At 62.5% G+C, this 22,393-nt stretch carries 18 protein-coding genes; 8 read left to right on the forward strand and 10 right to left on the reverse strand.

Annotation, left to right across the window (positions count from 1 at the left end; genetic code table 11):
* Positions 1-59: 59 nt before the first annotated feature.
* The 6 genes from GC131_04690 (at position 60) to mutL (ending at position 8,186) form a co-directional block, all read left to right on the forward strand.
* The gene (locus GC131_04690; protein ID MBI1273363.1) at positions 60-605 is read left to right on the forward strand and encodes a DUF3035 domain-containing protein; all 546 of its coding nucleotides are present in this window, start codon (positions 60-62) and stop codon (positions 603-605) included.
* A complete protein-coding gene (locus GC131_04695) occupies positions 605-1,996 on the forward strand; it encodes an insulinase family protein (GenBank protein ID MBI1273364.1) in 1,392 nt (463 codons plus the stop codon). The genes GC131_04690 and GC131_04695 overlap by 1 nt, the downstream gene beginning before the upstream one ends.
* Positions 1,993-3,339, forward strand: coding sequence for an insulinase family protein (locus GC131_04700; GenBank protein MBI1273365.1), 1,347 nt, complete (start codon positions 1,993-1,995; stop codon positions 3,337-3,339). Before GC131_04695 ends, GC131_04700 begins: the two co-directional genes overlap by 4 nt.
* 20 nt (positions 3,340-3,359) lie before the next feature.
* Positions 3,360-4,958: a glucose-6-phosphate isomerase gene (locus GC131_04705; protein MBI1273366.1), complete on the forward strand. Its 1,599-nt coding sequence runs from the start codon at positions 3,360-3,362 to the stop codon at positions 4,956-4,958.
* Between the two features lie 92 nt (positions 4,959-5,050).
* Positions 5,051-6,319, forward strand: a complete 1,269-nt coding sequence (locus GC131_04710; GenBank protein MBI1273367.1) for a pentapeptide repeat-containing protein — start codon at positions 5,051-5,053, stop codon at positions 6,317-6,319.
* Positions 6,320-6,392: 73 nt separating this feature from the next.
* The gene (gene mutL, locus GC131_04715) at positions 6,393-8,186 is read left to right on the forward strand and encodes a DNA mismatch repair endonuclease MutL (GenBank protein MBI1273368.1); all 1,794 of its coding nucleotides are present in this window, start codon (positions 6,393-6,395) and stop codon (positions 8,184-8,186) included.
* A 3-nt stretch (positions 8,187-8,189) separates the two neighbouring features.
* Here mutL and rsmD read toward each other — a convergent pair whose 3' ends face one another.
* Both rsmD and GC131_04725 read right to left on the reverse strand, forming a co-directional pair.
* Positions 8,190-8,735, reverse strand: a complete 546-nt coding sequence (gene rsmD / locus GC131_04720; protein MBI1273369.1) for a 16S rRNA (guanine(966)-N(2))-methyltransferase RsmD — start codon at positions 8,733-8,735, stop codon at positions 8,190-8,192.
* Entirely contained in the window at positions 8,735-9,526 is a 792-nt protein-coding gene (locus GC131_04725) for a pseudouridine synthase (protein ID MBI1273370.1), read from the reverse strand. Before GC131_04725 ends, rsmD begins: the two co-directional genes overlap by 1 nt.
* Positions 9,527-9,584: 58 nt before the next feature.
* On the opposite strand from GC131_04725, the gene GC131_04730 reads away from it, so the two are divergent.
* Positions 9,585-10,016, forward strand: a complete 432-nt coding sequence (locus GC131_04730) for a nucleoside deaminase (GenBank protein ID MBI1273371.1) — start codon at positions 9,585-9,587, stop codon at positions 10,014-10,016.
* Here GC131_04730 and purD read toward each other — a convergent pair.
* Entirely contained in the window at positions 10,013-11,293 is a 1,281-nt protein-coding gene (purD, locus tag GC131_04735) for a phosphoribosylamine--glycine ligase (GenBank protein MBI1273372.1), read from the reverse strand. The two genes, GC131_04730 and purD, sit on opposite strands and share 4 nt — an antisense overlap.
* A 45-nt stretch (positions 11,294-11,338) precedes the next feature.
* Here purD and GC131_04740 point away from each other — a divergent pair, with 45 nt between their 5' ends.
* Positions 11,339-12,754 carry an exodeoxyribonuclease VII large subunit gene (locus tag GC131_04740; GenBank protein MBI1273373.1) on the forward strand — a complete coding sequence of 472 codons (1,416 nt, stop codon included), beginning with the start codon at positions 11,339-11,341 and terminating at the stop codon, positions 12,752-12,754.
* Here the strand turns inward: GC131_04740 and lpxK are convergent.
* From lpxK to GC131_04775, 7 genes are read right to left on the reverse strand one after another with little or no spacing between them, the layout of a single operon-like run.
* Positions 12,751-13,725: a tetraacyldisaccharide 4'-kinase gene (gene lpxK, locus GC131_04745; GenBank protein ID MBI1273374.1), complete on the reverse strand. Its 975-nt coding sequence runs from the start codon at positions 13,723-13,725 to the stop codon at positions 12,751-12,753. The genes GC131_04740 and lpxK overlap by 4 nt on opposite strands.
* On the reverse strand, positions 13,722-15,005 hold the full coding sequence (locus GC131_04750) for a 3-deoxy-D-manno-octulosonic acid transferase (protein ID MBI1273375.1): 1,284 nt from the start codon (positions 15,003-15,005) through the stop codon (positions 13,722-13,724). Before GC131_04750 ends, lpxK begins: the two co-directional genes overlap by 4 nt.
* A 22-nt stretch (positions 15,006-15,027) precedes the next feature.
* Positions 15,028-16,164 carry a glycosyltransferase gene (locus GC131_04755; GenBank protein ID MBI1273376.1) on the reverse strand — a complete coding sequence of 379 codons (1,137 nt, stop codon included), beginning with the start codon at positions 16,162-16,164 and terminating at the stop codon, positions 15,028-15,030.
* Complete coding sequence (locus GC131_04760; protein MBI1273377.1) at positions 16,161-17,024, reverse strand: UDP-2,3-diacylglucosamine diphosphatase; 864 nt, start codon at positions 17,022-17,024, stop codon at positions 16,161-16,163. Before GC131_04760 ends, GC131_04755 begins: the two co-directional genes overlap by 4 nt.
* 44 nt (positions 17,025-17,068) lie before the next feature.
* Complete coding sequence (locus GC131_04765) at positions 17,069-18,406, reverse strand: TldD/PmbA family protein (protein MBI1273378.1); 1,338 nt, start codon at positions 18,404-18,406, stop codon at positions 17,069-17,071.
* Between the two features lie 6 nt (positions 18,407-18,412).
* Positions 18,413-19,573 (reverse strand): EAL domain-containing protein, encoded by a 1,161-nt coding sequence (locus GC131_04770; protein MBI1273379.1) that lies wholly within the window; start codon positions 19,571-19,573, stop codon positions 18,413-18,415.
* A gap of 32 nt (positions 19,574-19,605) precedes the next feature.
* Positions 19,606-22,323, reverse strand: a complete 2,718-nt coding sequence (locus tag GC131_04775) for a PAS domain S-box protein (GenBank protein MBI1273380.1) — start codon at positions 22,321-22,323, stop codon at positions 19,606-19,608.
* Positions 22,324-22,393 lie beyond the last annotated feature (70 nt).

Raw genomic sequence — 22,393 nt, forward strand, 5'->3', positions numbered from 1 at the left:
TCTTTGCCCGGCCTATCGCCAGCACAAGATTGCCTTAATTTCATGGCATGAGCAGGTAAATGATGACACGTTTGCTTCTTCTTTCCGTCCTTCTTGCCCCGCTGGCGCTGACCGGTTGCGGCGGCGCGCGCGAAGCGCTCGGGCTCGGCCGCGTACAGCCGGATGAATTTGCGGTGGTCGATCGGCCGCCGCTCGCGATCCCGCCCGATTTCACACTCAAGCCCCCCTCCCCCGGAACGCCGCGCCCGCAGGAAATTGACATGACGCGCCGCGCCGAGCAGGTCGTGTTCAACAGCGACACCGCCGGCGGCAAGGGCGAGCCGGGCAGCGCCGAGCAGGCGCTTTTGCAACAAGCGGGTGCCGACAAGGTCGAACCCGATATCAGGAAAACCATAGACCGCGAGGCGCAAGACCTTGTTGTCAGCAACCGCCGCTACATCGATTATCTGTTGTGGTGGCGCAAGGATCAGGAATCGCCCGCCGCCGTCGTTGACGCGCCCGCCGAACTTGAACGGCTGAAGGACAACAAGAACGAAGGCAAGGACGCGGTTGAAGGCGCGACGCCGATGATCGAGCGCAGCAAATCGGGCTTTCTGGGCCTGTGATGACACCCGCCCTTCGCTGCGCCGCGACGCTGCTGTTGCTTGCGCTGCTGCCGGGCGCCGCGCACGCCAAGGTTTTCTCCCCCGCTACATTCACGCTTAAGAACGGGCTGCAGGTCGTGGTCGTCAGCAACCGCCGCGCGCCCATCGTCAGCCAGATGTTGTGGTACAAGGCCGGCGCAGCCGACGAACCGGCCGGCAAATCGGGTATTGCGCACTATCTGGAACATCTGATGTTCAAGGGCACGCTTGCCGTCGGTCCGGGCGAGTTCAGCAAGCGCATCGCCGCCGAAGGCGGCGAGGACAACGCCTTCACATCGTGGGATTACACCGCCTATTACCAGGCCGTCGCCGCCGACCGCTTGCAGCTTGTGATGCAAATGGAAGCCGACCGCATGGCCAACCTTTTGCTGCGCGAACAGGAAGCGAAGCCCGAGCTTGAAGTTGTGCTGGCGGAACGCGGCCAGCGCACCGAAAACGACCCGGATGGCAGGTTTTCCGAAGCCATGGTTTCAGCGATCTTCACGCACCACCCCTATGGCACGCCGGTAATCGGCTGGCGCAAGGAAATCGAAAAGCTGAATGCCGAGGATGCGCGCACCTTTTACCGCACCTGGTACACGCCGGGCAACGCCGTGCTGATCATCAGCGGCGATGTGACGGCGGACAAGGTGCGACGACTGGCGGAAGAAACATACGGCCAGATCCCCGCGCGCGCGGTGCCCGCGCGCGCGCGGCTTGCGGAACCCAAAATAGACGCCGAAAAGCGCGTGATTTTGCGTGACTCCGAGGTTTTGCAGCCAACGGTGCAACGCGTTTATACCGCGCCTTCGTGGCACGACAGCAAGGAAGATTCGATCGCGCTTGAAGTGCTTGAAAACATCCTTGCCGACGGCGAGGTCGGCAGGTTTTACAAAAACCTTGTCGTCAATCTGAAGCTGGCAGCCGGGGTGGATGCCCGCTATCAGGGCAGCATGGTCGATCACGGCACCTTCACGATCGCGGCCACGCCGCAGGGCGAAACGCCGCCGGAAAAGCTCGAGCAGGCGTTGAATGCCGAGATCAAGGCGCTGACCGACAACGGCGTGAGCGACGCCGAGGTGGCGGATGCGAAATTGCGGCTGCAGCGCAGCGCGATGTTCGCGCGCGACAGCCTGACCGCGCCGGGCTACAGCTTCGGGATCGCGCTTACGACCGGGCGCACGGTTGAAGACGTTGAAAACTGGCCCGCCATGATCGGCGCCGTAACGGCCGCGCAGGTAAACAAGAGCTTGCGCGCGCTGTTCGCGCAAACCGGCTTCACGACCGGCTTCCTGCTGCCAGACCCCAACGCAAAACACGAAACGGCCGCCGCCAGCGGCGTTTCAATGCCCGCGCAAGGAGCCATTCGATGAAGCGCGCCGCCTTCATACCACTTCTGGCGCTGATGCTGCTTTGCATTTTGCCTGCGCCCGCGCGTGCGCTTGATATCAAGGAAGTCACGAGCCCGGCGGGGCTGAAGGCCTGGCTGGTGGAAGATCACAGCGTGCCCGTTGTATCGCTGCAATTTTCGTTCCGCGGCGGGGTCGAGCAGGATACGGAAGACAAGCAAGGCCTTAGCGTGCTGGCCGCCAACCTGCTTGAACAGGGCGCAGGCAAGCTGGATAGCGAAGCGTTCCAAAAAGCGCTGGCGGACGATGCAATCAGCTTCGGCATTTCCGCTTCGCGCGATACGATCGGCGGCGGCATCAAGGCGTTGACCGACAAATTCGCGCGTGCATCGGAACTCGCGCGCATGGCGCTGGCGCAGCCGCGTTTCGACGAAGCCGCGATCGAGCGCACGCGCAAGCAGCAAATCGCCGGTATCAGGCAGCAACTGGGCGACCCGGAATGGCAGGCGCGGCGCACGCTGTTCGCGCAGCTTTTCCCCGGCCACCCCTATGCCATGCGCTCGCAGGGCAGTGAAAAGACGCTCTCCGCGATCACACCCGAAGATTTGCGCGCATTTGCGAGCACGCGCATGGCGCGCGATAATTTGCTGATCGCCGCCACCGGCGATATTACGCCCGAAAAACTTGGCGCGGCGATCGACGCCATTTTCGGCAAGCTGCCGGACCATGCGGCGCTGGCGGCGATACCGGCCACCGAGCCGAAGCTGGACGGCACGCTGACACTGCTTGAGCGCAAGGGCGCGCAAAGCATTATTCTGTTCGCCGCGCCCGGCATCGCCCGCGACGACCCGGATTGGTACGCCGCGAGCATTTTGAACTATGTGCTGGGCGGCGGCGGGTTCGAATCGCGCCTGATGACCGAAGTGCGTGAAAAGCGCGGGCTGACATACGGTATCGGCACCGGTCTGGCGCCCATGGATCATGCGGCCGTGCTGCTTGGACAGGCGCAGGCCGATACCGCCAAGGCGGCCGAAGCGCTGGCGGTGACGCGCGCCGAATGGGAAAAAGCCTACAAGGGCGGTATCACGGCGGACGAGCTGAAGAAGGCGCAAAGCTACATCACCGGTTCGCTGCCGCTGGCTTTTTCATCGACCAGTGCGATCGCCGGCGTTCTGCTTGGCGTACAACAGGACAAGCTGGGGATCGATTACCTCGATCGCCGCGCGGGGTTGGTCAACGCCGTGACCTTGAACGACATCAAGCGGGTGGCTGCCCGCCTGCTCGACCCCGCCAAGCTTACGCTGGTGGTGGTTGGCGAAAGCGGTGCTATAAAGGCCGACAAGACCGCGCCGATGGCAAAGGAATAACCCGGGAAGCACAGGAAAAGATGGCCTCCGCCCTTACACAATCCGCCGCATGGAAGGCGTTGCAGCAGGAACGGCAGCGCATGGCCGCTTTCAAGCTGAAGCAGGCCTTCGCGGGCGACCCCGGACGCTATGACCGCATGCGGCTCGCGGCGGCGGGCCTGACGCTCGATTTTTCCAAAAACCTTGTCGAAGACGGCACCATGTTGTTACTCCATGATCTTGCGGAACAACAGCGGATGATTACGCACCGCGCCGCCATGTTCGCAGGCGAAAAGATCAACAATACCGAAGGCCGCGCGGCATTGCATATCGCGCTGCGCAACATCAGCAACCGCGCGGTCACGCAGGACGGGCATGACATCATGCCCGAAATACGTGCCTGCTGGAAACGCATGGAAGAATTCAGCGAAGCTGTGCGCGGCGGCAAATGGCTGGGCGCGACCGGCGAGCCGATCACCGATATCGTCAACATTGGTATTGGCGGTTCCGATCTCGGCCCCCGGCTGGTGATCGACGCGCTGCAGGAACCGGGCGCGGCCCCGCACCTGCATTTCGTCGCCAATGTCGATCCGCTTGAATTGCAGCGGGTGTTCGCAAACTGCAACCCCGCGACCACGCTTTTTGTCGTCACATCCAAAACCTTCACGACACAGGAAACCATCGCCAACGCCGCATCGGCCCGCGCATGGCTGCAACGCAAGATCAGCGGCAACCCCAAGGCGGTGCGGCAGCATATGGTTGCGGTCACCGCAAACCGGCAGGCAGCCGGGGTTTTCGGGATCGAGAGCGACAATGTGTTCGATTTCTGGGAGTGGGTCGGCGGACGTTACAGCCTTTGGTCGGCTGTCGGGCTTTCGATCGCGCTGGCGCTTGGTTTCGGAAAATTCCGCGCGCTGCTGGCTGGCGCGCACGCGATGGACGAACATTTCCGCACCGCACCGCTGACGCAGAACATGCCCGTGATCCTCGCGCTGCTCGGTGTCTGGTATCGCAATTTCCACGATACCTCGGCGCTGGCAGTTTTGCCTTACGCGCAGGCGCTGAACCTTTTGCCCGCATGGCTGCAGCAGCTGGAGATGGAGAGCAACGGCAAATCCGTCAGCCGCGACGGCAAGGAAATTGATTACCAGACTGCGCCGGTAATCTTCGGCGCCGCCGGCACCACAGGCCAGCACAGTTTTTACCAATTGCTGCATCAGGGCACGGCGATGATCCCCGTGCATTTCATCGGCGTTGCCGAAGATGCCCACGGTATGCCCGCGCACCACAAGGCCTTGCTCGCGAACCTCGTGGCGCAGGGTGAAGCCTTGTTGACCGGGCGCATCACGGCGGGTTCACCGCACCGCGCCATCCCCGGCAACCGCCCGAGCAGCCTGATCATGCTCGAACGGCTGGATGCCGAAAAACTTGGCGCGCTGCTGGCGCTCTATGAGCACAAGGTGTTCGTGGAAGGCATGATCTGGGATATCAACCCATTCGACCAATGGGGTGTGGAGCTTGGCAAGCAACTGGCCGGGCCGGTGCTGGACGCGCTGAAGGGCCACCCGGGCGGCGGGCAGCATGATGCATCCACGCAGGGTTTGATTGATTATTTACGTGGCCGGATTAACCGCAGCTAGCGGCCAGATTTCGCTGTATGCCGCATTCATAGCCTGTTAAGGTTTGACCGTGCAAAATTGCAAGTCTGCCCGCAAAACAGCAGCCATCCGCCATGACCGAATCGCGCCAGCTCACGCGTATTGACCAAGAAGGGCTCAACGCCATCATCCGCAAGCATGCGATGTTCCGCAATGCCAAGGTCGGCGGCGCGCGCGCCGTGCTCGCCAACCACGATCTTTCGCTGCTTTCCTTTCGCGGACACGATATGTCGCACGCGGACTTCACCGGCTCGGTGCTCTATCACGTCGATTTCACGGAAGTGAAGGCGGATTATTGCTGCTTCTTCGCGTGCGACCTGCGCGACGCCAACTTCACCAAGGCCAGCCTCGTGCGCGCCGACATGCGCGGCACCTGCCTGCGCGGCGCGGTTCTGATCGGTGCCGATCTTACCGGCGTGGATTTGCGCGAAGGGTCTATCGTTACGCGCGACCGCGAAGGCAATGTCAGCACCATGAGCGGCGGCGGCATCGTCAACAACGCCGACGGCGGCAGCGCCGACATGCGCGGCGCCAACCTGACCGGCGCGAAGCTTTCCGGCGCGATCGCCATGAACACGAACTTCGAAGACGCGATGATGCGCCATTGCACGATCGTGCGCGGCAACCTGCGCAACTGCAACCTTTCGGGCGCCAACCTCGAAAAGGCAGATCTGAGCATGTGCGACATGCGCGACGCCAACCTGAAGGATTCCGTGCTCTGCGGCGCCACGCTTGGCGCAGCCGATCTTACCGGCGCGAACATGGCCGAAGCGCTGACCGACGCGCCGATCGGCCCGACGGTCGAAAACCTTCCGCTGCCGTTCGAAGAATTGCTGCGCCAGCACACCGATTGGGTCGGCAGCGGCGGCGCGACCGGCACCCGCATGGATGTGAGCAAATACGATTTGCGCAGCGCACCGCCGCTGAAACGGTCATGCCTGACCATGATGCGCGCGGTCGGCGTTATGTTGTACGGACAGGATCTTTCCGGCGCACAAATGCAGGCCGCCGACATGCGCGAAGCCGACATGCGCCAAACCAACCTGCTGGAAGCCGACATGCGCGGCACCAATTTCGAGAAAGCGCGGCTGCACGGCGCGGCGATGCGCGGCGCACGGCTGGAGCCGCTTGTTCTGAGCGACGGCAAATCGATGAAGACCGATATGAAGAAGGCAACCTTGCGCTATGCCGATCTTTCCGACAGCGATCTGCGCGAGGTTGATTTCACCGGCGCTGATCTTACTTATGCCAATTTCCGCGGCTGCGACATGCGCGGCGCGATCTTCAAGGACGCCGATACCAAGGGCGCGCTGTTCGATAACGCCGCCGACGTGGCCCGGTAAATACTTACAAATAAAGGACATTTTTAGCGCTCCCGGCCTTGGATTCCCGGTATGGCTGGGGCATTCTGGCGGCATGACGATACGCCGCCTGCCCGAAACGCTTGTGAACCAGATCGCCGCCGGCGAAGTGATCGAACGCCCCGCCGCCGCCGTGAAGGAATTGGTTGAAAACGCGCTTGATGCCGGGGCGCGCGCCATCGATATCACGCTGCGCGACGGCGGGCAGGCCCTGATCGCGATCAGCGACGACGGTTGCGGCATGAACGCAAACGAATTACCGCTCGCGATCGAACGGCACGCGACGTCAAAGCTACAAGGCGACGACTTGTTCAACATCGGCACGCTTGGTTTCCGGGGCGAAGCATTGCCATCCATCGGCGCGGTCGCGCGGCTCGCGATCACCAGCCGCGCCGCGGGCGCGCGCGAAGGTTTCGGCATCGCGGTCGAGGGCGGCGCCGTGGGCGCTGTCAAACCGGCGGCGATCCAGAAGGGCACGCGCATCGAGGTGCGCGATCTGTTTTTCGCCACGCCCGCGCGGCTGAAATTCATGAAGACCGTGCGCGGCGAAGGCGATGCCGTGCGCGAAGCGGTTGACCGGCTCGCGCTGGCACACCCGGATGTGGCTTTTACGTTAAACGAGGAAGGCCGCCGCCCCGTGCGCTATGAAGCAGCACCCGGCCTTTTGCCCGATGCGCGGCGGGCGCGCTTCGCCGCCGTATTGGGGGATGATTTTGCCGCCAACGCCGTGCCGCTTGCGTATGACCGCGAAGGCTTGCGGCTGGAGGGGTTGATCGGCCTGCCGACGCTGAACCGCCCGACGCCGCGCGACCAGTATCTTTTCGTCAACAACCGGCCGGTACGCGATAAATTGCTGCTTTCCGCCGTGCGCGCGGGCTACGGCGATTTATTGCCGCGTGGCCGCTCGCCCATGCTCGCGCTGTTCGTCACGCTGCCCGCGCGGGACGTTGATGTAAACGTTCACCCGGCCAAGGCCGAAGTGCGCTTCCGTGATGCCGCAAAGATACGCGCCATGGTGGTTTCCGCGTTGCGTCGCGCGCTGCACGATTATGCGCAAACGACCGCCAATACGCTCGCGCCCGCCGCGTTTGAAGCCATGCGCGCGCCGCAAGCGGTTGGCTATGGCGGGCACGGTTTTGCCGAAAGCCAGCAGCACGGCTTTGCCCCGCCAGGCGGCGGGAACGGCTTTGCACAAACGCTTTCGCTGGTGCGGGGCGATGCGCCGCAAGCGCGGGTGGAAGAAACCGGCGGGGATGAAGACACGCAGCGGCACAGGCTGGGCGCGGCGCGCGCGCAGGTGCATGCCACCTATATCATCGCGCAGACGCAAAACGGGCTCGTGATCGTCGATCAGCATGCGGCGCATGAACGCATTGTGTACGAACGCATGAAGGCCGCGCTGGATACCGGCGGAGTCGCGCGGCAGGCGCTTTTGATCCCCGAACCCGTCGAGCTGGGCGAAGCGCTGGCGGCGCAGCTTGTTGCGCGCGCGCAGGAGCTTGCCGAGCTGGGGCTCGTGATCGAAGCGTTCGGGCCCGGCACCGTGCTGGTGCGCGAAGCGCCCGCGCTGCTCGGCGCGGGAGACGTGCGCGGCCTTGTGCGCGACCTTGCCGAGGAAATCGCCGAATATGGCGCGGCACACAGCCTGCGCGAGAAGCTCGAGCATATTTGCGCGACCATGGCCTGTTATGGCTCCGTCCGCGCCGGGCGGCAGTTGAACGGCGACGAGATGAATGCGCTGCTGCGCCAAATGGAAGCGGTGCCCAACAGCGGGCAATGCAACCACGGGCGGCCCACTTATGTGGAACTAAAGCTGGCGGACCTGGAAAAATTGTTCGAGCGACGCTGACCGTTAAACCGCGCGCAGGAAATGCACCGCCGTATCGCCATAGCGACGGCCGAGCAGCGTTTCACACCCGTCCACCGCCAACGCCTCGTTCGCCGCGGCTTCCGCCACAACAAGCGCGCCCGGCGCCACCCAGCCCGCGGCGCGCAGGGCGGCGAAGGAAAGCGGCACGAGATCTTGCCGGTAGGGCGGATCGAGGAACAAAAGGCTGCACGGCTTTTCGGCACGCGGCGGACGCAGCGCATCGGCCCGTTGCACCGTGCATTGTTCTTGCAGCCCAAGCTTGGCGGTATTTTGTTGCAGCGTTTTCAGCGCGGGCACGGATTTTTCAAACAGCCAGGCATGCGCCGCACCGCGCGAAAGCGCTTCGAGCGCCAGCGCGCCGGAGCCCGCGAAAGCATCGCAAACCAGCGCGCCATCAAGATCAGCCCAGTCATTATGGGCGATGACGTTAAAAACCGCTTCACGCACGCGGTCCGCCGTGGGGCGGGTTTCCGGCCCCGGCGGGGCTGCTATCACGCGGCGCGCAAGGCTGCCGCCGACGATACGCATTACCGGCCCTTATCCTTGAAAAAGTTCGCGAGCTGTTCTTTCAGCACCCGGCGCGGCACTTCTTCCACTTCGCCGCGCGGCAATTTGGCAAGCTGGAACGGGCCGAAGGATGTGCGGATCAACCGCGTGACCTTGAGGCCGAGATATTCCATCACCTTGCGAACCTCGCGGTTCTTGCCTTCGGTAATACTAACGGAAATCCACGAGTTCGCGCCGTCGGCAATTTTATCTTCCAGCTCCGCGCGGATCGGCCCGTAGCGCATACCGGCGATGCGAACGCCCTTGCCCAGCAGCCTGAGCCGCTTTTCATCGACCCGGCCGAACACGCGCACGCGATAATGGCGCAGCCACGCGTTTTGCGGCAATTCAAGGTGGCGCGCCAGCTCGCCATCGTTCGTGAGCAGCAAAAGCCCTTCGGTCGTGAGATCGAGCCGCCCGACGCTGACGACGCGCGGCAGCCCATGGGGCAGTTTATCGAACACCGTCGGCCGGCCCTTGGGATCGCGCGAGGTGGTAACGAGCCCGGCGGGCTTGTGATAGCGCCAGACGCGCGTAACTTCCGGATCCCCCACCGCATTGCCATCGACCGTGACCTTGTTTTGCGCCGTAATGTTTTGCGCCGGGCTTTTGAGCGCAATGCCGTCAACCGCGACCCGGCCCGCGAGGATCAGCTTTTCCGCATCGCGCCGCGAACACACGCCCGCGCGCGCCAGGAACTTGGCGACGCGTTCGCCTTCAAACTTCTTTTCCGCCGGTTCTTTCGCCACGTGTTTCTTTGCCCCGTTTTTCATGCTAGGCAGCATAATGAATAAGACGAACGAGGTCGAGCGAACCCTTATGACCGGTTTCATGCAACGGGCGCTGGCGCTGGCCGGGGCTGCCGCAGCGGCGGGGGAAGTGCCTGTGGGCGCCGTTCTGGTGGATGCGGACGGCCATGTTCTGGCCGAGGCCGCCAACGGCACCGAAGCGGGCAACGACCCCACGGCGCACGCAGAAATGCTTGTTTTGCGGGCGGGCGGGGCCAAACTGGGCAGCCCGCGGCTTACGGCGTGCGACCTTTACGTGACGCTTGAGCCATGCGCCATGTGCGCTGCCGCCATATCGTTCGCGCGCATACGCAGGCTTTATTACGGCGCGTACGACCCGAAGGGCGGCGCAGTCGATCACGGGCCGAAATTCTTCGCCCAGCCCACTTGCCACCACGCGCCCGAAGTTTATGGCGGCGTGGAAGAACAGAAGGCCGCAGAATTGCTGAAGGGATTTTTCAAGGAAAGGCGTTAGGCCGCTTTTCCGACCGCGCGCCAGCCGATATCGCGGCGGCAAAAACCTTCCGGCCACTGCACCCTGTCCACCGCTTCATAGGCGCGCGCCTGCGCGGCGCGTATATCGGGCCCCGTGGCGGTAACGCCAAGCACGCGCCCGCCCGTGGCCACGACCGCGCCCGCATCGTTGCGCGCCGTGCCCGCATGGAACACCACCGTGCCCGGCACCCGCCCGGCGTTTTCAAGCCCGCCGATCACCGTGTTTTTGCGGTATTTCCCGGGATAGCCTTCGGCCGCCATCACGACGCAAAGCGCCGCATGATCGTGCCATTCGAGTTTCACACTGCCCAATTTGCCGGTCGCGGCCGCGAACAGAACCTGCAGCAAATCGCTTTTGAGGCGCGGCAGCATCGCCTGCGTTTCCGGATCGCCGAAGCGCACGTTGTATTCAAGCAATTTCGGCCCGCTTTTCGTAAGCATGAGCCCGGCGAACAACACTCCGCAATATGGCCGCCCCGCCGCCGCCATGGCGCGCATGGTAGGCATGATCATTTCCGCCATCACGCGTTCCTGCAGCGCCCGCGTCATGGCGGGCGCGGGCGAATAGGCGCCCATGCCGCCGGTGTTGGGGCCTTTATCGCCATCGAACACCGCCTTATGATCCTGCGCGGACGCGAAAGGCACGGCGTTTTCACCATCACACAAGGCAAAGAAGCTTACTTCTTCCCCTTCCATAAATTCTTCGATCACCAGCTCGCCGCCCGCATCGCCGAAGACCTTGTCTTCCATCGCGTCCGTCACCGCCTGCAGCGCTTCATCGAGCGTGCGTGCGACCGTAACGCCCTTGCCAGCCGCAAGCCCATCGGTTTTTACAACGATGGGCGCACCGCGTTCGCGGATATAGGCGCGGGCCGCCTCGGCTTCGGTAAAACGGCCATAGGCGGCGGTGGGTACGCCCGCACGCGCCACGATGTCTTTCATAAAACCTTTCGATCCTTCCATTTCAGCCGCGCCCTTGCCCGGGCCAAAACAGGCGAAGCCCGCTTCACGCATGGCATCAGCCACCCCGTTCACGAGCGGACCTTCGGGCCCGACCACGACCAGATCGATTTTATGTTCCTTCGCGGCTGCGACCAGCGCGGCGTTATCTTCGGCGCTGACGGGCAGGCAGGTCGCGATGCCGGCGATGCCCGCATTCCCGGGCGCGCAGAACAGCGCTTCACATTGCGGCGATTGCCCGATAGCCCAGCAGAGCGCATGTTCGCGCCCGCCCGCGCCGATAACCAGAACCTTCATATCCGCCCCGCTTCCATATCCGTTTAATCCGGCTACAATAGTGGCATGCCCAAAAACGCAACACCCAGCCTGATCGACCAGCCGCGCCCCGGCAGCAACCTGCCGAAATTTACCGTTTCGGAGCTTTCGGGGCAACTTAAACGCACGGTCGAGGACCGTTTCGGCCAGATTCGCGTGCGCGGCGAGATCAGCGAGTGCAAATTCCACAGCAACGGGCATGTTTACCTGACCTTGAAGGAAGATAAAGCCATTCTGGCGGGCGTTATCTGGCACGGCGCAACGGGCCGCGCCGGGATGCGCCCCGAAGTGGGGATGGAGGTTATCTGCACCGGGCGGCTGACGATTTATGCCGGGCAATCGAAATACCAGCTGGTGGTCGAGCAAATGGCGCTGGCGGGCGAAGGCGCCTTGCTCAAGCTGATTGAAGACAGAAAGAAAAAGCTGGCCGCCGAAGGGCTGTTCGACGAGGACCGCAAAAAACCGCTGCCTTCCCTGCCGCGCGTGATCGGGGTCGTGACCTCCCCCACCGGCGCGGTGATACGCGATATTCTGCACCGGCTGCGCAACCGCTTTCCCTGCCATGTGATCGTCTGGCCCGTGGCGGTGCAGGGCGAGGGCGCGGCGGCGCAAATCGCGGCCGGGATCGAAGGTTTCAACCGGCTTGGCGCAAACGATGGCGCGGCACGGCCCGATTTGCTGATTGTCGCGCGCGGCGGCGGTTCGATCGAAGATCTGATGCCGTTCAACGAAGAAATTGTGGTGCGCGCGGCGGCCGCGAGCAAAATTCCGCTTATTTCCGCCGTCGGGCACGAAACCGATACTACGCTGATTGATTTTGCTTCCGATGTGCGCGCGCCGACGCCGACGGCGGCAGCCGAAATGGCGGTGCCCGTACGCGCGGACTTGATCGATGCGCTGGAAAACGCCGGCGCGCGCCTGCGCGGCGCGCTGAAACGCGAATTGCAGGGCCGGACCGAGCGGCTGGCGGCGCTGGCGCGCACGCTTGGCGACCCGCGCAGGATGCTGGAGCCGCTTTTGCAAAGGCTCGACGACCGGGGCGAAAGGCTGGCCGCGGCGGTGCGCGGCACGATGCAGGCCCGTGCCGATACGCTCGCGCGCATCGCAGCGAAGCTGCGCCACCCGCGCGAAATTCTGGCGCAGGCGGAAACGCGGCTGGCGGCGGATGCGCGCGCGATGGGGCTTGCCATGCGCCGCGTGTACGAACAACGTGAAGCGCTGCTGGCCCGCACCGCGCCGCTTCTGGAAAGCCTTTCGCCGAAAAAAGTTTTGCAGCGCGGCTATACGCTTGTGCGCGACGGCGCTGGCCATGCGATAACGGCGGCGGCGATGGCACAAAGCGGCAGCGCGGTCGATATCATATTCCACGACGGCGAGCGCAAGGCCGTGATTGACGGCGAGGCCGGGAGCAAAAAACAGAAACAGGGCAAGCTGTTCGATTAATTCCTGATCGAGCGGTGCAGCAGATGCAGCATCTGCGGCCCGTTATCGAACACAAGCTCGACCGGCACAACATTCACCTGCGCCCTCCATTCCGGCATAAGCCGCACGGCATCCTTGGCCGTGGTGACGAGCCGCGCGCTGTGGCGCTGCGCCACTTCCGCCAGTTGCTGCCAATCGCCCGCGCTATAGGGATGATGATCGGGAAATTCATAGGCCGCGCTGAGATGCAGGCCCACATCGCGGCAGGTCGTGAAAAACTTGTCCGGGTTGCCGATGCCGGAAAAAGCCACGAAATTCCCGGCTTTATTGAAGCCTTCGGGCAATGCCGGTTCCAGCCGCGCGGTCAACACCGGCACGGCGTGCGAGAATTGTTCCGCCGTCGCGTGCCTGTCGGGGCCCACGATCACGGCCGCCTGTATGCGGGAAAGCGCGGCGCGCAGCGATTCCCGTAGCGGCCCGGCGGGCAAAACCCGGCCATTACCCAGCCCGCGCATGCCATCGACCACGAGAAAGGCAAGGTCATGATAAACGGTGGGGTTTTGCAAACCGTCATCGAGGATAACCTGCGTCGCGTCTTCGGCGGCGATGGAAACGCCCTTCGCCTTGTTCTTGGATATCCATGTGGGCGCCGCCTGCGCCAGCAAAAGCGGCTCATCGCCCACCTCCGCCGCACTATGTTTGCCGGGATCGACCAGCAGCGGGCCTTGCGCGCTGCCGCCATAGCCGCGCGAAACGAAGGCGGGCCTTTGCCCCATTTCCTGCAGCATGCGCGCGGTCGCAAGCGCGACCGGCGTTTTGCCCGCACCGCCCACAACAAGGTTGCCGATGCAGATCACCGGCTGCGGCGCGCGGTAGGGCCGCGCAGCAACGCGGTGCAGCGTGCCGCCCGCCTGATAGACCATGGAAACGGGTTCGAGCGCGTAGGAAGGCGCGCTGGGCAACCCATACCAGAAAGCCGGCGTCTTCCTCATACGCCCCTCCCCGCTTCGGGCAAAACGGGCCGCAGCATTTCGATCACGCGATCGAGCACATCCTGATTGTTTTGCGCAACCCGTAGCGCGCCTTGCGCCATTTGCGCGCGCTTTTCCCCATCGCTCAGCAAATGTTGTAACGCGCGATGCAGCGCTTCCGGGGCTTCGATCTGCAGCGCGGCGCCGGCATGCTTCATTTGCGCAATCACTTCGCTGAAGTTCGTCATATCGGGCCCGCAAATGATCGCGCTTTCGAGCCAGGCGGGCTCGATCGGGTTATGGCCGCCCACTTGCGCAAAGGTGCCGCCGATGAACACCACCGGCACGAGGCGGTAGAACAGCCCCAACTCGCCCAATGTATCGGCCAGATAAACGCCGGTTTCCCGGCCGGGCAAGGCGCCCGCGCTCCGCCGCGCGAACGGCAACCCGTTTTGCGCGAGCAACGCGGCGATGGCTTCGCCGCGCGCCGGGTGGCGCGGCACGATGATGGTGAGCAGATCCGGGAATTTAGCGGCAAGCGCCTTATGCGCGGCAATGGCGGTTTCTTCTTCTCCGGGATGGCTTGAAGCCATAAGCCAAACAGGGCGCGGGCCAACCTGTTCGCGCAACAATTCGAGCTTCCCTTCATCATAGGGCAGCGGGATGGTGGCGTATTTCAGGTTGCCGCCATATTGCACACGCGGCGCGCCAAGCTCTTCGAAGGCGGCTACGGCGGCTTCGGTTTGCGTCAGGCACAGGCGGAAAGTGGAAAGCAGCTGTGCGATCCAGCCGCGCATAGCGCCCCAACGCCGCAGCGAACGCGCCGACATGCGCGCGTTGATCAGGGCCGCCGGAATTTCGCGCGCGCGTGCCTCGGCCAAAAGGTTGGGCCACAGTTCGCTTTCGACCCACAGCGCAGCATCGGGCTTCCAGTGATCGAGGAAGCGGCGCACAAAAGCGATACGATCGACCGGGATATATTGGTGCACGGTGCGCGGCGGCAGACGCCCGGCCACGACGGCAGCCGAAGTTACGGTGCCGGTTGTGAGCAGGAAATGCGCTTCGGGCAAATCTTCCCCCAGCTTTTCAAGCAAAAGCAACACCGACATCATCTCGCCCACGCTGGCGGCGTGGCACCAGACCAGCGCGCCGGGCGGGCGCGGGGCGCTTGCTTGCCCGCGCCGTTCGGCCACGCGCGCAGGGTCTTCCCGGCCGCGGCGCAGGCGTTGCTGCAACAACAGGGAAACAAGGGGCGCGCCCGCCCCGGTGCCGAGGCGGTAAAGGGACTGCCAGATGCTCATGGAAATCTAGTATATAGATACCTTAGAGGGGCGCACCGAAAAAACGCCGCCGCAAGGATTGCAGAAAATCGATCGCCCGGCGAATACGCCGGGTTCTGCGCTTGCCGAACTGCGTTTCGGCCTGCAGGTTCTGCAGGAACTGGCCCGTGCAGCTTGCCCACGAATAGCGCGAGGCAAAGGCACGCGCCGCTTCCGGATCGGGCGGCGCGGCCAGAACATCGCGCACGGCGCGGCCCAGATCTTCATCAAGCCGGGCAAAGCTTTTGACCTCCTCCGCGTCGGCAAAAATATCGCGGGGGCCGGGGGCAGGATAGGCCGCAACCGGCAGGCCACACGCCATGCCTTCCAGCAGCACCAGCCCGAACGTATCGGTGCGGGACGGAAACACGAACACATCGGCGCCGGCATAGTGGCGCGCAAGGTCTTCGCCGGTTTTCTTGCCGAGGAAATGCGCCTTCGGGTATTTTGCCTTCAGCATGTCGAAATCCGGCCCGTCGCCGATGATCACTTTGCTACCGGGCATATCGAGCGACAAAAGATCATCAAGATTTTTTTCGACCGCCACGCGACCCACATAAACCGCGATCGGCCGAGGCAAATCGCGGTAGGCCGGGACATCCTTGCCATAGGGCTTAAACACCGTGGTATCGACGCCGCGCGACCACGGCCTGATACGATGGAAGCGCCGGGTTGAAAGTTCGCGCGTGATCGAAGGCGTGGCCACCATCAGCGCGCCCGAAGGAGCATGGAAACGGCGCATCAGCATATAGGTGAGCCGCTTCATCAGCCGCCGGATCCCGCGCGGCGAGCGTTTGGCGACATATTCGGGAAACGCGGTGTGATAGGCGGTGGAGAAAGGCCGGTCCTGCATCAGGCAAACGCGGCGCGCCGCCCAGCCAAGCGGCCCTTCGGTGGCGATATGGATATAATCGGGGTTGAAGGCGCGGTAGATTTTGCGAATGCGCCCATAGGCGAACATTTCCAGCTTGATTTCGGGGTATGTGGGCAGCGGGAAGGTCAGGCTTCCATCAATATCCGGGCCCACCATTTCGACCGTGTGGCCCATTTTCGCAAGCTCGGCGCTTGTATGTTCAAGCGTGCGGACAACGCCGTTGGTTTGCGGGTGCCACGCATCTGATACGATTAAAATACGGCTCATGCAGGGGCCAGCTCTCCGGCCCTTTCGGACGGCGCCATCTGAAGCAGCGCATCGCGCTGCTTGGTCCAGTGGATGATTTCCAGCCGCCCGTCCATATGTTCGACCATCGCGGTGCAGGATTCCACCCAATCGCCATCGTTGCAGTACAGCACCTTGCCGATCATGCGCATTTCGGCATGATGGATATGGCCGCACACGACGCCATCGACATTCTGCCGCCGCGCTTCTTCGGCGATGAAGGTTTCGAACGCGCCGATATGCTCAACCGCGTTCTTGACCTTGTGCTTGAGATAGGCGGAAAGCGACCAGTAACTGAAGCCCAGCTTGCGCCGCACATAGTTGAAGACCGTGTTGATGCCGAGCGCGAGCGTGTAGGCGGCATCGCCGAGATGCGCAAGCCATTTGGCGCAGCCCATCACCGCATCGAACTGATCGCCATGCAGAATATAGAGGCGCTTGCCGTCGGCCGTGGTGTGGATGATGCTGTCCTTGACCTGCACGCCGCCGAAATTGAGCCCGAGATAATCGCGCGCCATTTCATCGTGGTTGCCGGGCAGGAACACGACCTGCGCGCCCTTGCGCGCGCGGCGCATAACTTTCTGGATCACATCGTTGTGCGCCTGCGGCCAGTACCAGCGCTTGCGCAGCTGCCAGCCATCGACGACATCGCCGACCAGATACAGGTAATCGGATTCCGTGTGCTTCAGGAAATCCAGCAACGTTTCAGCCTGACACCCGCGGGTGCCGAGATGAATATCGGATATCCAGATTGTTCGATAACGAAGCTGCGGAGGATTACCTGGATCCTGAGAAACAAACGGCGGCGTAGCGGGGGTTAGCCTACGCGTATCGTCTGGCATTTGCGGCCTCTAATATTGGGCGAATCAGGCATAAACAAAATAACTCAAACGCCGGCGACTGTCATGCCTTCAATACGCACGCTCGGCGCTTCAATCTCGTTTCTTAACCGTAAATCGTTGGCGGGAACGAGGTGCCGGAACATCTCTTTCAAATTTCCGGCGATCGTCATCTCGTTGACCGGAAAGGCAATCTGCCCCTTTTCGATCCAGAAGCCGCTGGCGCCGCGGCTGTAGTCACCTGTTACTCCATTGACTCCCATTCCCATCATATCCGTGACGAAAAAGCCACGCTCGATGTCGGCAATTAGTTCCGCGAACGAAACTTTTCCTGCGGCCATGTACACGTTGGTGGCCGAAGGACCGGGCGGGCCGCCGGGCGAACGCGCGGCATGCCCGGTGCTTTGCATCTTCAGCTGCCGCGACGAACGCAGATCGAGCAGCCATGTCGTCAGCACGCCGCTATCGACCAGGTTACGGGTTTGCGTCTTTATCCCTTCCGCATCGAACGGGCGCGAACGCAGACCACGCGCACGCAGCGGATCATCGGTGATCGTGATGCCGGCCGGGAACACCTGCTTACCAAGGCTGTCTTTCAAAAAACTGGTGCCGCGGGCAATCGCGGCGCCGCTGATAGCGCCAAGAAGATGCCCGACAAGGCTTCCGGCCACGCGCGGTTCGAACACAACGGGGACCTTGCCGCTCGGCATTTTGCGGCCGCCAAGCCGCTTGACCGCGCGTTCGCCGGCGCGCCTGCCTACGTCATCCGCCGCGCGCTGATCAGTGAAGAAAGTGGCTGAGGAATAATCGTAATCGCGTTCCATGGCGGTGCCTTCGCCCGCCAGCACCGCCACCGCGACATCGTGCCGCGTGCGCCGGTAGCTGCCCGCGAAACCATTGCTGCCGGCCAGCGTGACGGCGGCGGCGGCCCAGCTTGCCTCCCCGCCCGAAGAATTGGTGACCCCCGGCACGGCCAGCGCGGCCGCTTCGGTATCTTTTGCGAGCTGCAATATCTTTTCCGCCGCAGGTTCGCTGCCGTCATCGGTATCGAGCGCGGGCAGCGCACCCGCCAGTTGCCCCGGTTCGGCAAGGCCGCAAAATTCGTCTTCGGGCGCAAGTTTTGCCATCGCGGCGGCGCGTTGCGCCAGTTCATCAAGCGTGGCGGGCGAAAAATCGGTCGATGACACGATCGCCTGCCGTTTGCCGATCAGCACGCGCAAGCCAAGATCGGCGCTTTCGGCGCGATCGAGCACTTCGGTTTTTCCAAGGCGGACCATGGCGGATTGCGATTGCGTATCCACCATCATGGCATCGGCGGCATCGGCGCCCGCACGGCGCGCACGGGCAAGCAGATCGGTGAGAAGGTCGCGGCGGTCTTCGGTCATGGGCTTCTAAACCGGCGGCTTTTCGCGCCAGCCCTTGAGCCAGCCGGGAATATCGGTCGCCGCCATGGGACGGCCGATCAGGAAGCCTTGCGCCATATCGCAGTTTTTTTCCGCAAGCAGCCGCCATGCGCGCGCGTCTTCGACGCCTTCGGCCACCGTCTTGAGACCGAGATTGTGACCGAGATCGATGATGGAATTGACGATTACCTGGCAATCCTTGTTGCCGGCCATGTCCATCACGAAGCTTTTGTCGATCTTCATTTCGCTGAAGGGCATGCGCTGCAGTTCGCGCAGGGATGAATGGCCGGTGCCGAAATCGTCGATTGCGACGCCGATATTGCGCAGCCGGGTCCGGAGCAGCACGTCCATCGTACGTTTTGCATCCTTCATCGCCTCGTTTTCCGTTACTTCAAGGATAACAAGGCCGGTTGGAAGCTTGTGCTGGCCGCACAGATCGTTGATGCGGTCGGGCAACGATAGATCGAGCAAGGAGCCGGCCGTGATATTCATGGAAACCGTCAGCTCCTCGCCGCCCGATTGCCATTTGGCCGCTTCCTTGACGCCGGCCTGAATGACAAAATCGGCGATCGGCTCCATCATGCCGTCTTGCGCCGCAGTATCGAGAAAATCCGACGGCTGCAAGATGCCGCGCACCGGATGGTTCCAGCGCACCAGCGCTTCAAACCCGAATACCTTGCGGGTCGCGATCTCGACGATCGGTTGATAATACATCACGATTTGCCCGCTCGAGATCGCCTGCGCGATATCGGCGGCATTCATGCCCTGATCGCCGCCCTGCGCGAGCTGATCGAGCGCGCCGCGCAGCGTGCCTATATCGATGGGTTTTTCGAAAACACCGAACACATCGAGCCCGTGCGCGCTGCCGAGACGGCGCGCGCTGTTGAGCACGCGGCTATCGGAACCGCTCATGAGGCATATCTTGGCCTGCTTGGCCTTATCGGCCAGCACGCGCAGCAGTTCGACCCCGTCCGTTCCCGGCATCATGAGATCAAGCATAATCACGTCGGGCGTGAATTTTTCTAGTTTGACGACGACCTGTTCGGCATCGGTGACGATGGCGACTTCATAGCCCCGCCCTTCCGCGACGTCCGCGATGATCTCGCAGATGTCTTCCTCGTCGTCCACCACCATAAGGCGTTTTGTCATGCCGATTCATTCCTTTCCGGCATCCTGCCCGCTCAGGCTGTCTTCCGCAACTGCTGTTCAAGGGCGCGGCGGATATCGTTAAGGGTGTAAGGCTTTTCGACTACGGCGACGGGGTTCTGTTCGAGAAAATCGCGCACGTTTTCGGTCAGCGTATCGCCCGTGACGAAAATGATGTTGCCGGCGAAATCCGGTTTCGCTTCGCACAGTTTCTGGTACATGGTCGGGCCGTCCATCACCGGCATGCGAAGGTCGCTGATGACAAAATCATACTTGCCCGCGAGCATCTTTTCGAGCCCGACCTGGCCATTGACCGCAAAATCGAAGCTGTGCCCGTCGGGCTGCAGCATATCGGCCAGCGTTTGCGCCAACTCAATTTCGTCGTCCACCAAAAGCAGCCGCAGCCCCTTGACCGGCTGCACCACTTGCGCCTGCGTGTCGTCCGCAATCCCTGCGCCCGTATCCGGCACAGGCATGGTGATGTGGAAGGTGGCGCCGCCGCCTTCGGTTTCACGCAGCTCGAGCCGGCCGCCATGCGCTTCGACGATATTGAGGCACAGCGAAAGCCCGACCCCGGTGCCCGCGCCCGGCGCCTTGGTCGTGAAGAACGGTTCGAACACGCGCGTGCGAATTTCATCCGGCACGCCCGGACCGGTATCGCTGACATCGAGGCTCACCGTTTTTTGCGCGGCATCGTGCGCGGTCTTGATGGTGATGATGCGCTTGCCATCCCAGCCCTGCATCGCTTGCGCCGCATTGAGCACAAGATTGGTCACGACCTGCGTGAGCTGATCGCGGTCGCCCACGATCGGCGGCAGCCCTTCGAACAGCTCGAGCTTGAGCTCGACATTCTCGTTGCGCAGCTGATAGGCCAGCAATTCCAGCCCGGCGGCAACAGTGCTATTGAGCTGCATTTCCCGCCGTTCGGGCGGCTTGCGGCGCGCGATGGCAAGGAAGCTTCTGACGATACGGCTGCAACGTTCGGCCGCCTTGAATATTTTGTCGGCGCGGCTGACGGTTTTTTCTTCCTTCGAGCCTTCGCCCAAAAGCGTTGCCTGCCCCACGATGACGGAAAGCGGATTGTTCAGCTCGTGCGCCACGCCGGCGAGCAAGCCGCCGAGCGCCGCCATTTTCTCGCTTTGCTGCAGCGCATCCTGTTGCTTGGCGATTTGCGCTTCCGCGCGCTTGCGTTCGCTCAGGTCATAAAGGCCGATCACGGCCGCGGGTTCGTGATCGTAATCGATCAGCCGCGCCGAAACCGCCACCGGCAGCGCGGTGCCATCGGCGCGGCGCATCGCGAATTCTTCCATATTGGCCTGCTTGTCCTTTTCCAGCCGCGCGAACAGCTTCTGGGCATCGTCGGGCCTTGCGAAAAAATTGGCGAGGTTGCGGCCCATCACATCGGCCTGCGTCACCGCCAGCATCGGTTCCGCGCCGGGGCTAACGTATGCAAGCGCGCCATCGCGCGCGCGCGCGATCAACACAGGAACCGGATGCGCTTCCGTGATGCTACGGAATCGCGCTTCGCTGTCCTTCAGCGCGAATTCGCCCGCCTTCTTGGCGGTGATGTCGCCGAGCGAACCGACAAGCCGCACGACCTTGCCCGAAGCGGGGTCGCGCGTGGCCACGCCGGTCGAATAAAGCCAGCGCCGCTTGTTATCGGGCCGCAGCAGGCGGTATTCGAAATCGATGGTTTCGTCCTTGCTGCGCCGGAACTGGCGCAACGCCTGCCGTACGCGCAGCCGGTCGGGCGCGTGGATCAGCCGCATCCAGTCTTTGATGCCTTGCGCGCTGTCGCGCAGGTTTTTGCCAACGATTTTTTTGAAACGGTCGGAAAAATAGACCGTATTGTTGACGAGATCCCAGTCATACAAACCTTCGTTTGCGCCCAGTGCGGCGAGCGAGAACCGCTCGTTGCTTTTTGCCAGCGCGCGGGCCGAGGTTTCCTGCTGCGCCGTGAACTGGCCCGCGATCACCACCGCGAACAGGATCGCCGAAGTGGCCGAAGCGAAGTACATAAGGTTGTTGATGCCGAAGCTGGCGCCGAACACCCCAAGATCGTGCAACGGCGAAGCCATACCGCCGATCAGGTAAATCGAGAAGGCGAGCAGATGGATCGCGCTGCCCGATACCTGGCGGTACATGCCAAGCAGGCCGGTGAACAGGATCAGGCCGATGGTGAGCGAGCCGATCGTGGGCATAAAAAAGTGCACGAGCTTGCGGTCAACCACGGCCGCGAAAACCAGCAGCAGAACCTGCATCCCGATCGCAATATAAAGCGCGCCGCCCATACCCGGCATGTGCGAGCCGACATCAAGGAAAGTCAGCGTGAAAAACAGGCTGGCTATATAGAAGCCGATCAGCGCGAAGTTCTGGAGATATTGCAGCGTGACAAGATCGCCAATGCCGAAAGTTTGCACCACAAGATCGTTCGACATCGAAAGATGGGTGACAAGGAACAGCAGCATCAGGATCAGCAGCATCTGGCTGAGATCGCGGAACACCGTCCAGATAAAGAACAGGTAGAAGCAGGCGGTCAGCAGCACGCCGACCAGAAGGCCGAACACAAGGCTTGACCGCTCTCCGCCCATCGCGAGATCGCTCGCGCCGGTTTGCGCAAAGGCAGGCATAGTGATAAAAGCCCACGCCAGAAAAGCCAGTAACAAGGACAAGCCGTGCCGCGACACATCTTTGCTGCATAGCAGCAAAGATTTCATCGTGCGGCTGGCAGGCTGGCCCTGAGCAAAGAACATGGAAGACTGTATGCTTGGAAATTGCTAACCAATGATTGATTTTACGGTTAAGCTGTAAAATATGGCAAAT

The organism is Alphaproteobacteria bacterium (assembly GCA_016124955.1).
Taxonomy (GTDB): Bacteria; Pseudomonadota; Alphaproteobacteria; order UBA9219; family RFNS01; genus RI-461.

Excerpts from the sequence above, each read along its gene's own strand:
- GC131_04695 (MBI1273364.1), top strand. The coding sequence starts at position 605 with ATGACACCCGCCCTTCGCTGCGCCGCGACGCTGCTGTTGCTTGCGCTG.
- GC131_04705 (MBI1273366.1), top strand. The coding sequence starts at position 3,360 with ATGGCCTCCGCCCTTACACAATCCGCCGCATGGAAGGCGTTGCAGCAG.
- GC131_04765 (MBI1273378.1), bottom strand. The coding sequence starts at position 18,406 with ATGACCGAAGACCGCCGCGACCTTCTCACCGATCTGCTTGCCCGTGCG.
- rsmD (MBI1273369.1), bottom strand. The coding sequence starts at position 8,735 with ATGCGTATCGTCGGCGGCAGCCTTGCGCGCCGCGTGATAGCAGCCCCG.
- GC131_04775 (MBI1273380.1), bottom strand. The coding sequence starts at position 22,323 with ATGTTCTTTGCTCAGGGCCAGCCTGCCAGCCGCACGATGAAATCTTTG.
- lpxK (MBI1273374.1), bottom strand. The coding sequence starts at position 13,725 with ATGAGGAAGACGCCGGCTTTCTGGTATGGGTTGCCCAGCGCGCCTTCC.
- GC131_04690 (MBI1273363.1), top strand. The coding sequence starts at position 60 with ATGATGACACGTTTGCTTCTTCTTTCCGTCCTTCTTGCCCCGCTGGCG.
- GC131_04700 (MBI1273365.1), top strand. The coding sequence starts at position 1,993 with ATGAAGCGCGCCGCCTTCATACCACTTCTGGCGCTGATGCTGCTTTGC.
- GC131_04730 (MBI1273371.1), top strand. The coding sequence starts at position 9,585 with ATGCAACGGGCGCTGGCGCTGGCCGGGGCTGCCGCAGCGGCGGGGGAA.
- mutL (MBI1273368.1), top strand. The coding sequence starts at position 6,393 with ATGACGATACGCCGCCTGCCCGAAACGCTTGTGAACCAGATCGCCGCC.
- GC131_04740 (MBI1273373.1), top strand. The coding sequence starts at position 11,339 with ATGCCCAAAAACGCAACACCCAGCCTGATCGACCAGCCGCGCCCCGGC.
- GC131_04770 (MBI1273379.1), bottom strand. The coding sequence starts at position 19,573 with ATGACAAAACGCCTTATGGTGGTGGACGACGAGGAAGACATCTGCGAG.
- GC131_04725 (MBI1273370.1), bottom strand. The coding sequence starts at position 9,526 with ATGAAAAACGGGGCAAAGAAACACGTGGCGAAAGAACCGGCGGAAAAG.
- GC131_04755 (MBI1273376.1), bottom strand. The coding sequence starts at position 16,164 with ATGAGCCGTATTTTAATCGTATCAGATGCGTGGCACCCGCAAACCAAC.
- GC131_04710 (MBI1273367.1), top strand. The coding sequence starts at position 5,051 with ATGACCGAATCGCGCCAGCTCACGCGTATTGACCAAGAAGGGCTCAAC.
- purD (MBI1273372.1), bottom strand. The coding sequence starts at position 11,293 with ATGAAGGTTCTGGTTATCGGCGCGGGCGGGCGCGAACATGCGCTCTGC.
- GC131_04760 (MBI1273377.1), bottom strand. The coding sequence starts at position 17,024 with ATGCCAGACGATACGCGTAGGCTAACCCCCGCTACGCCGCCGTTTGTT.
- GC131_04750 (MBI1273375.1), bottom strand. The coding sequence starts at position 15,005 with ATGAGCATCTGGCAGTCCCTTTACCGCCTCGGCACCGGGGCGGGCGCG.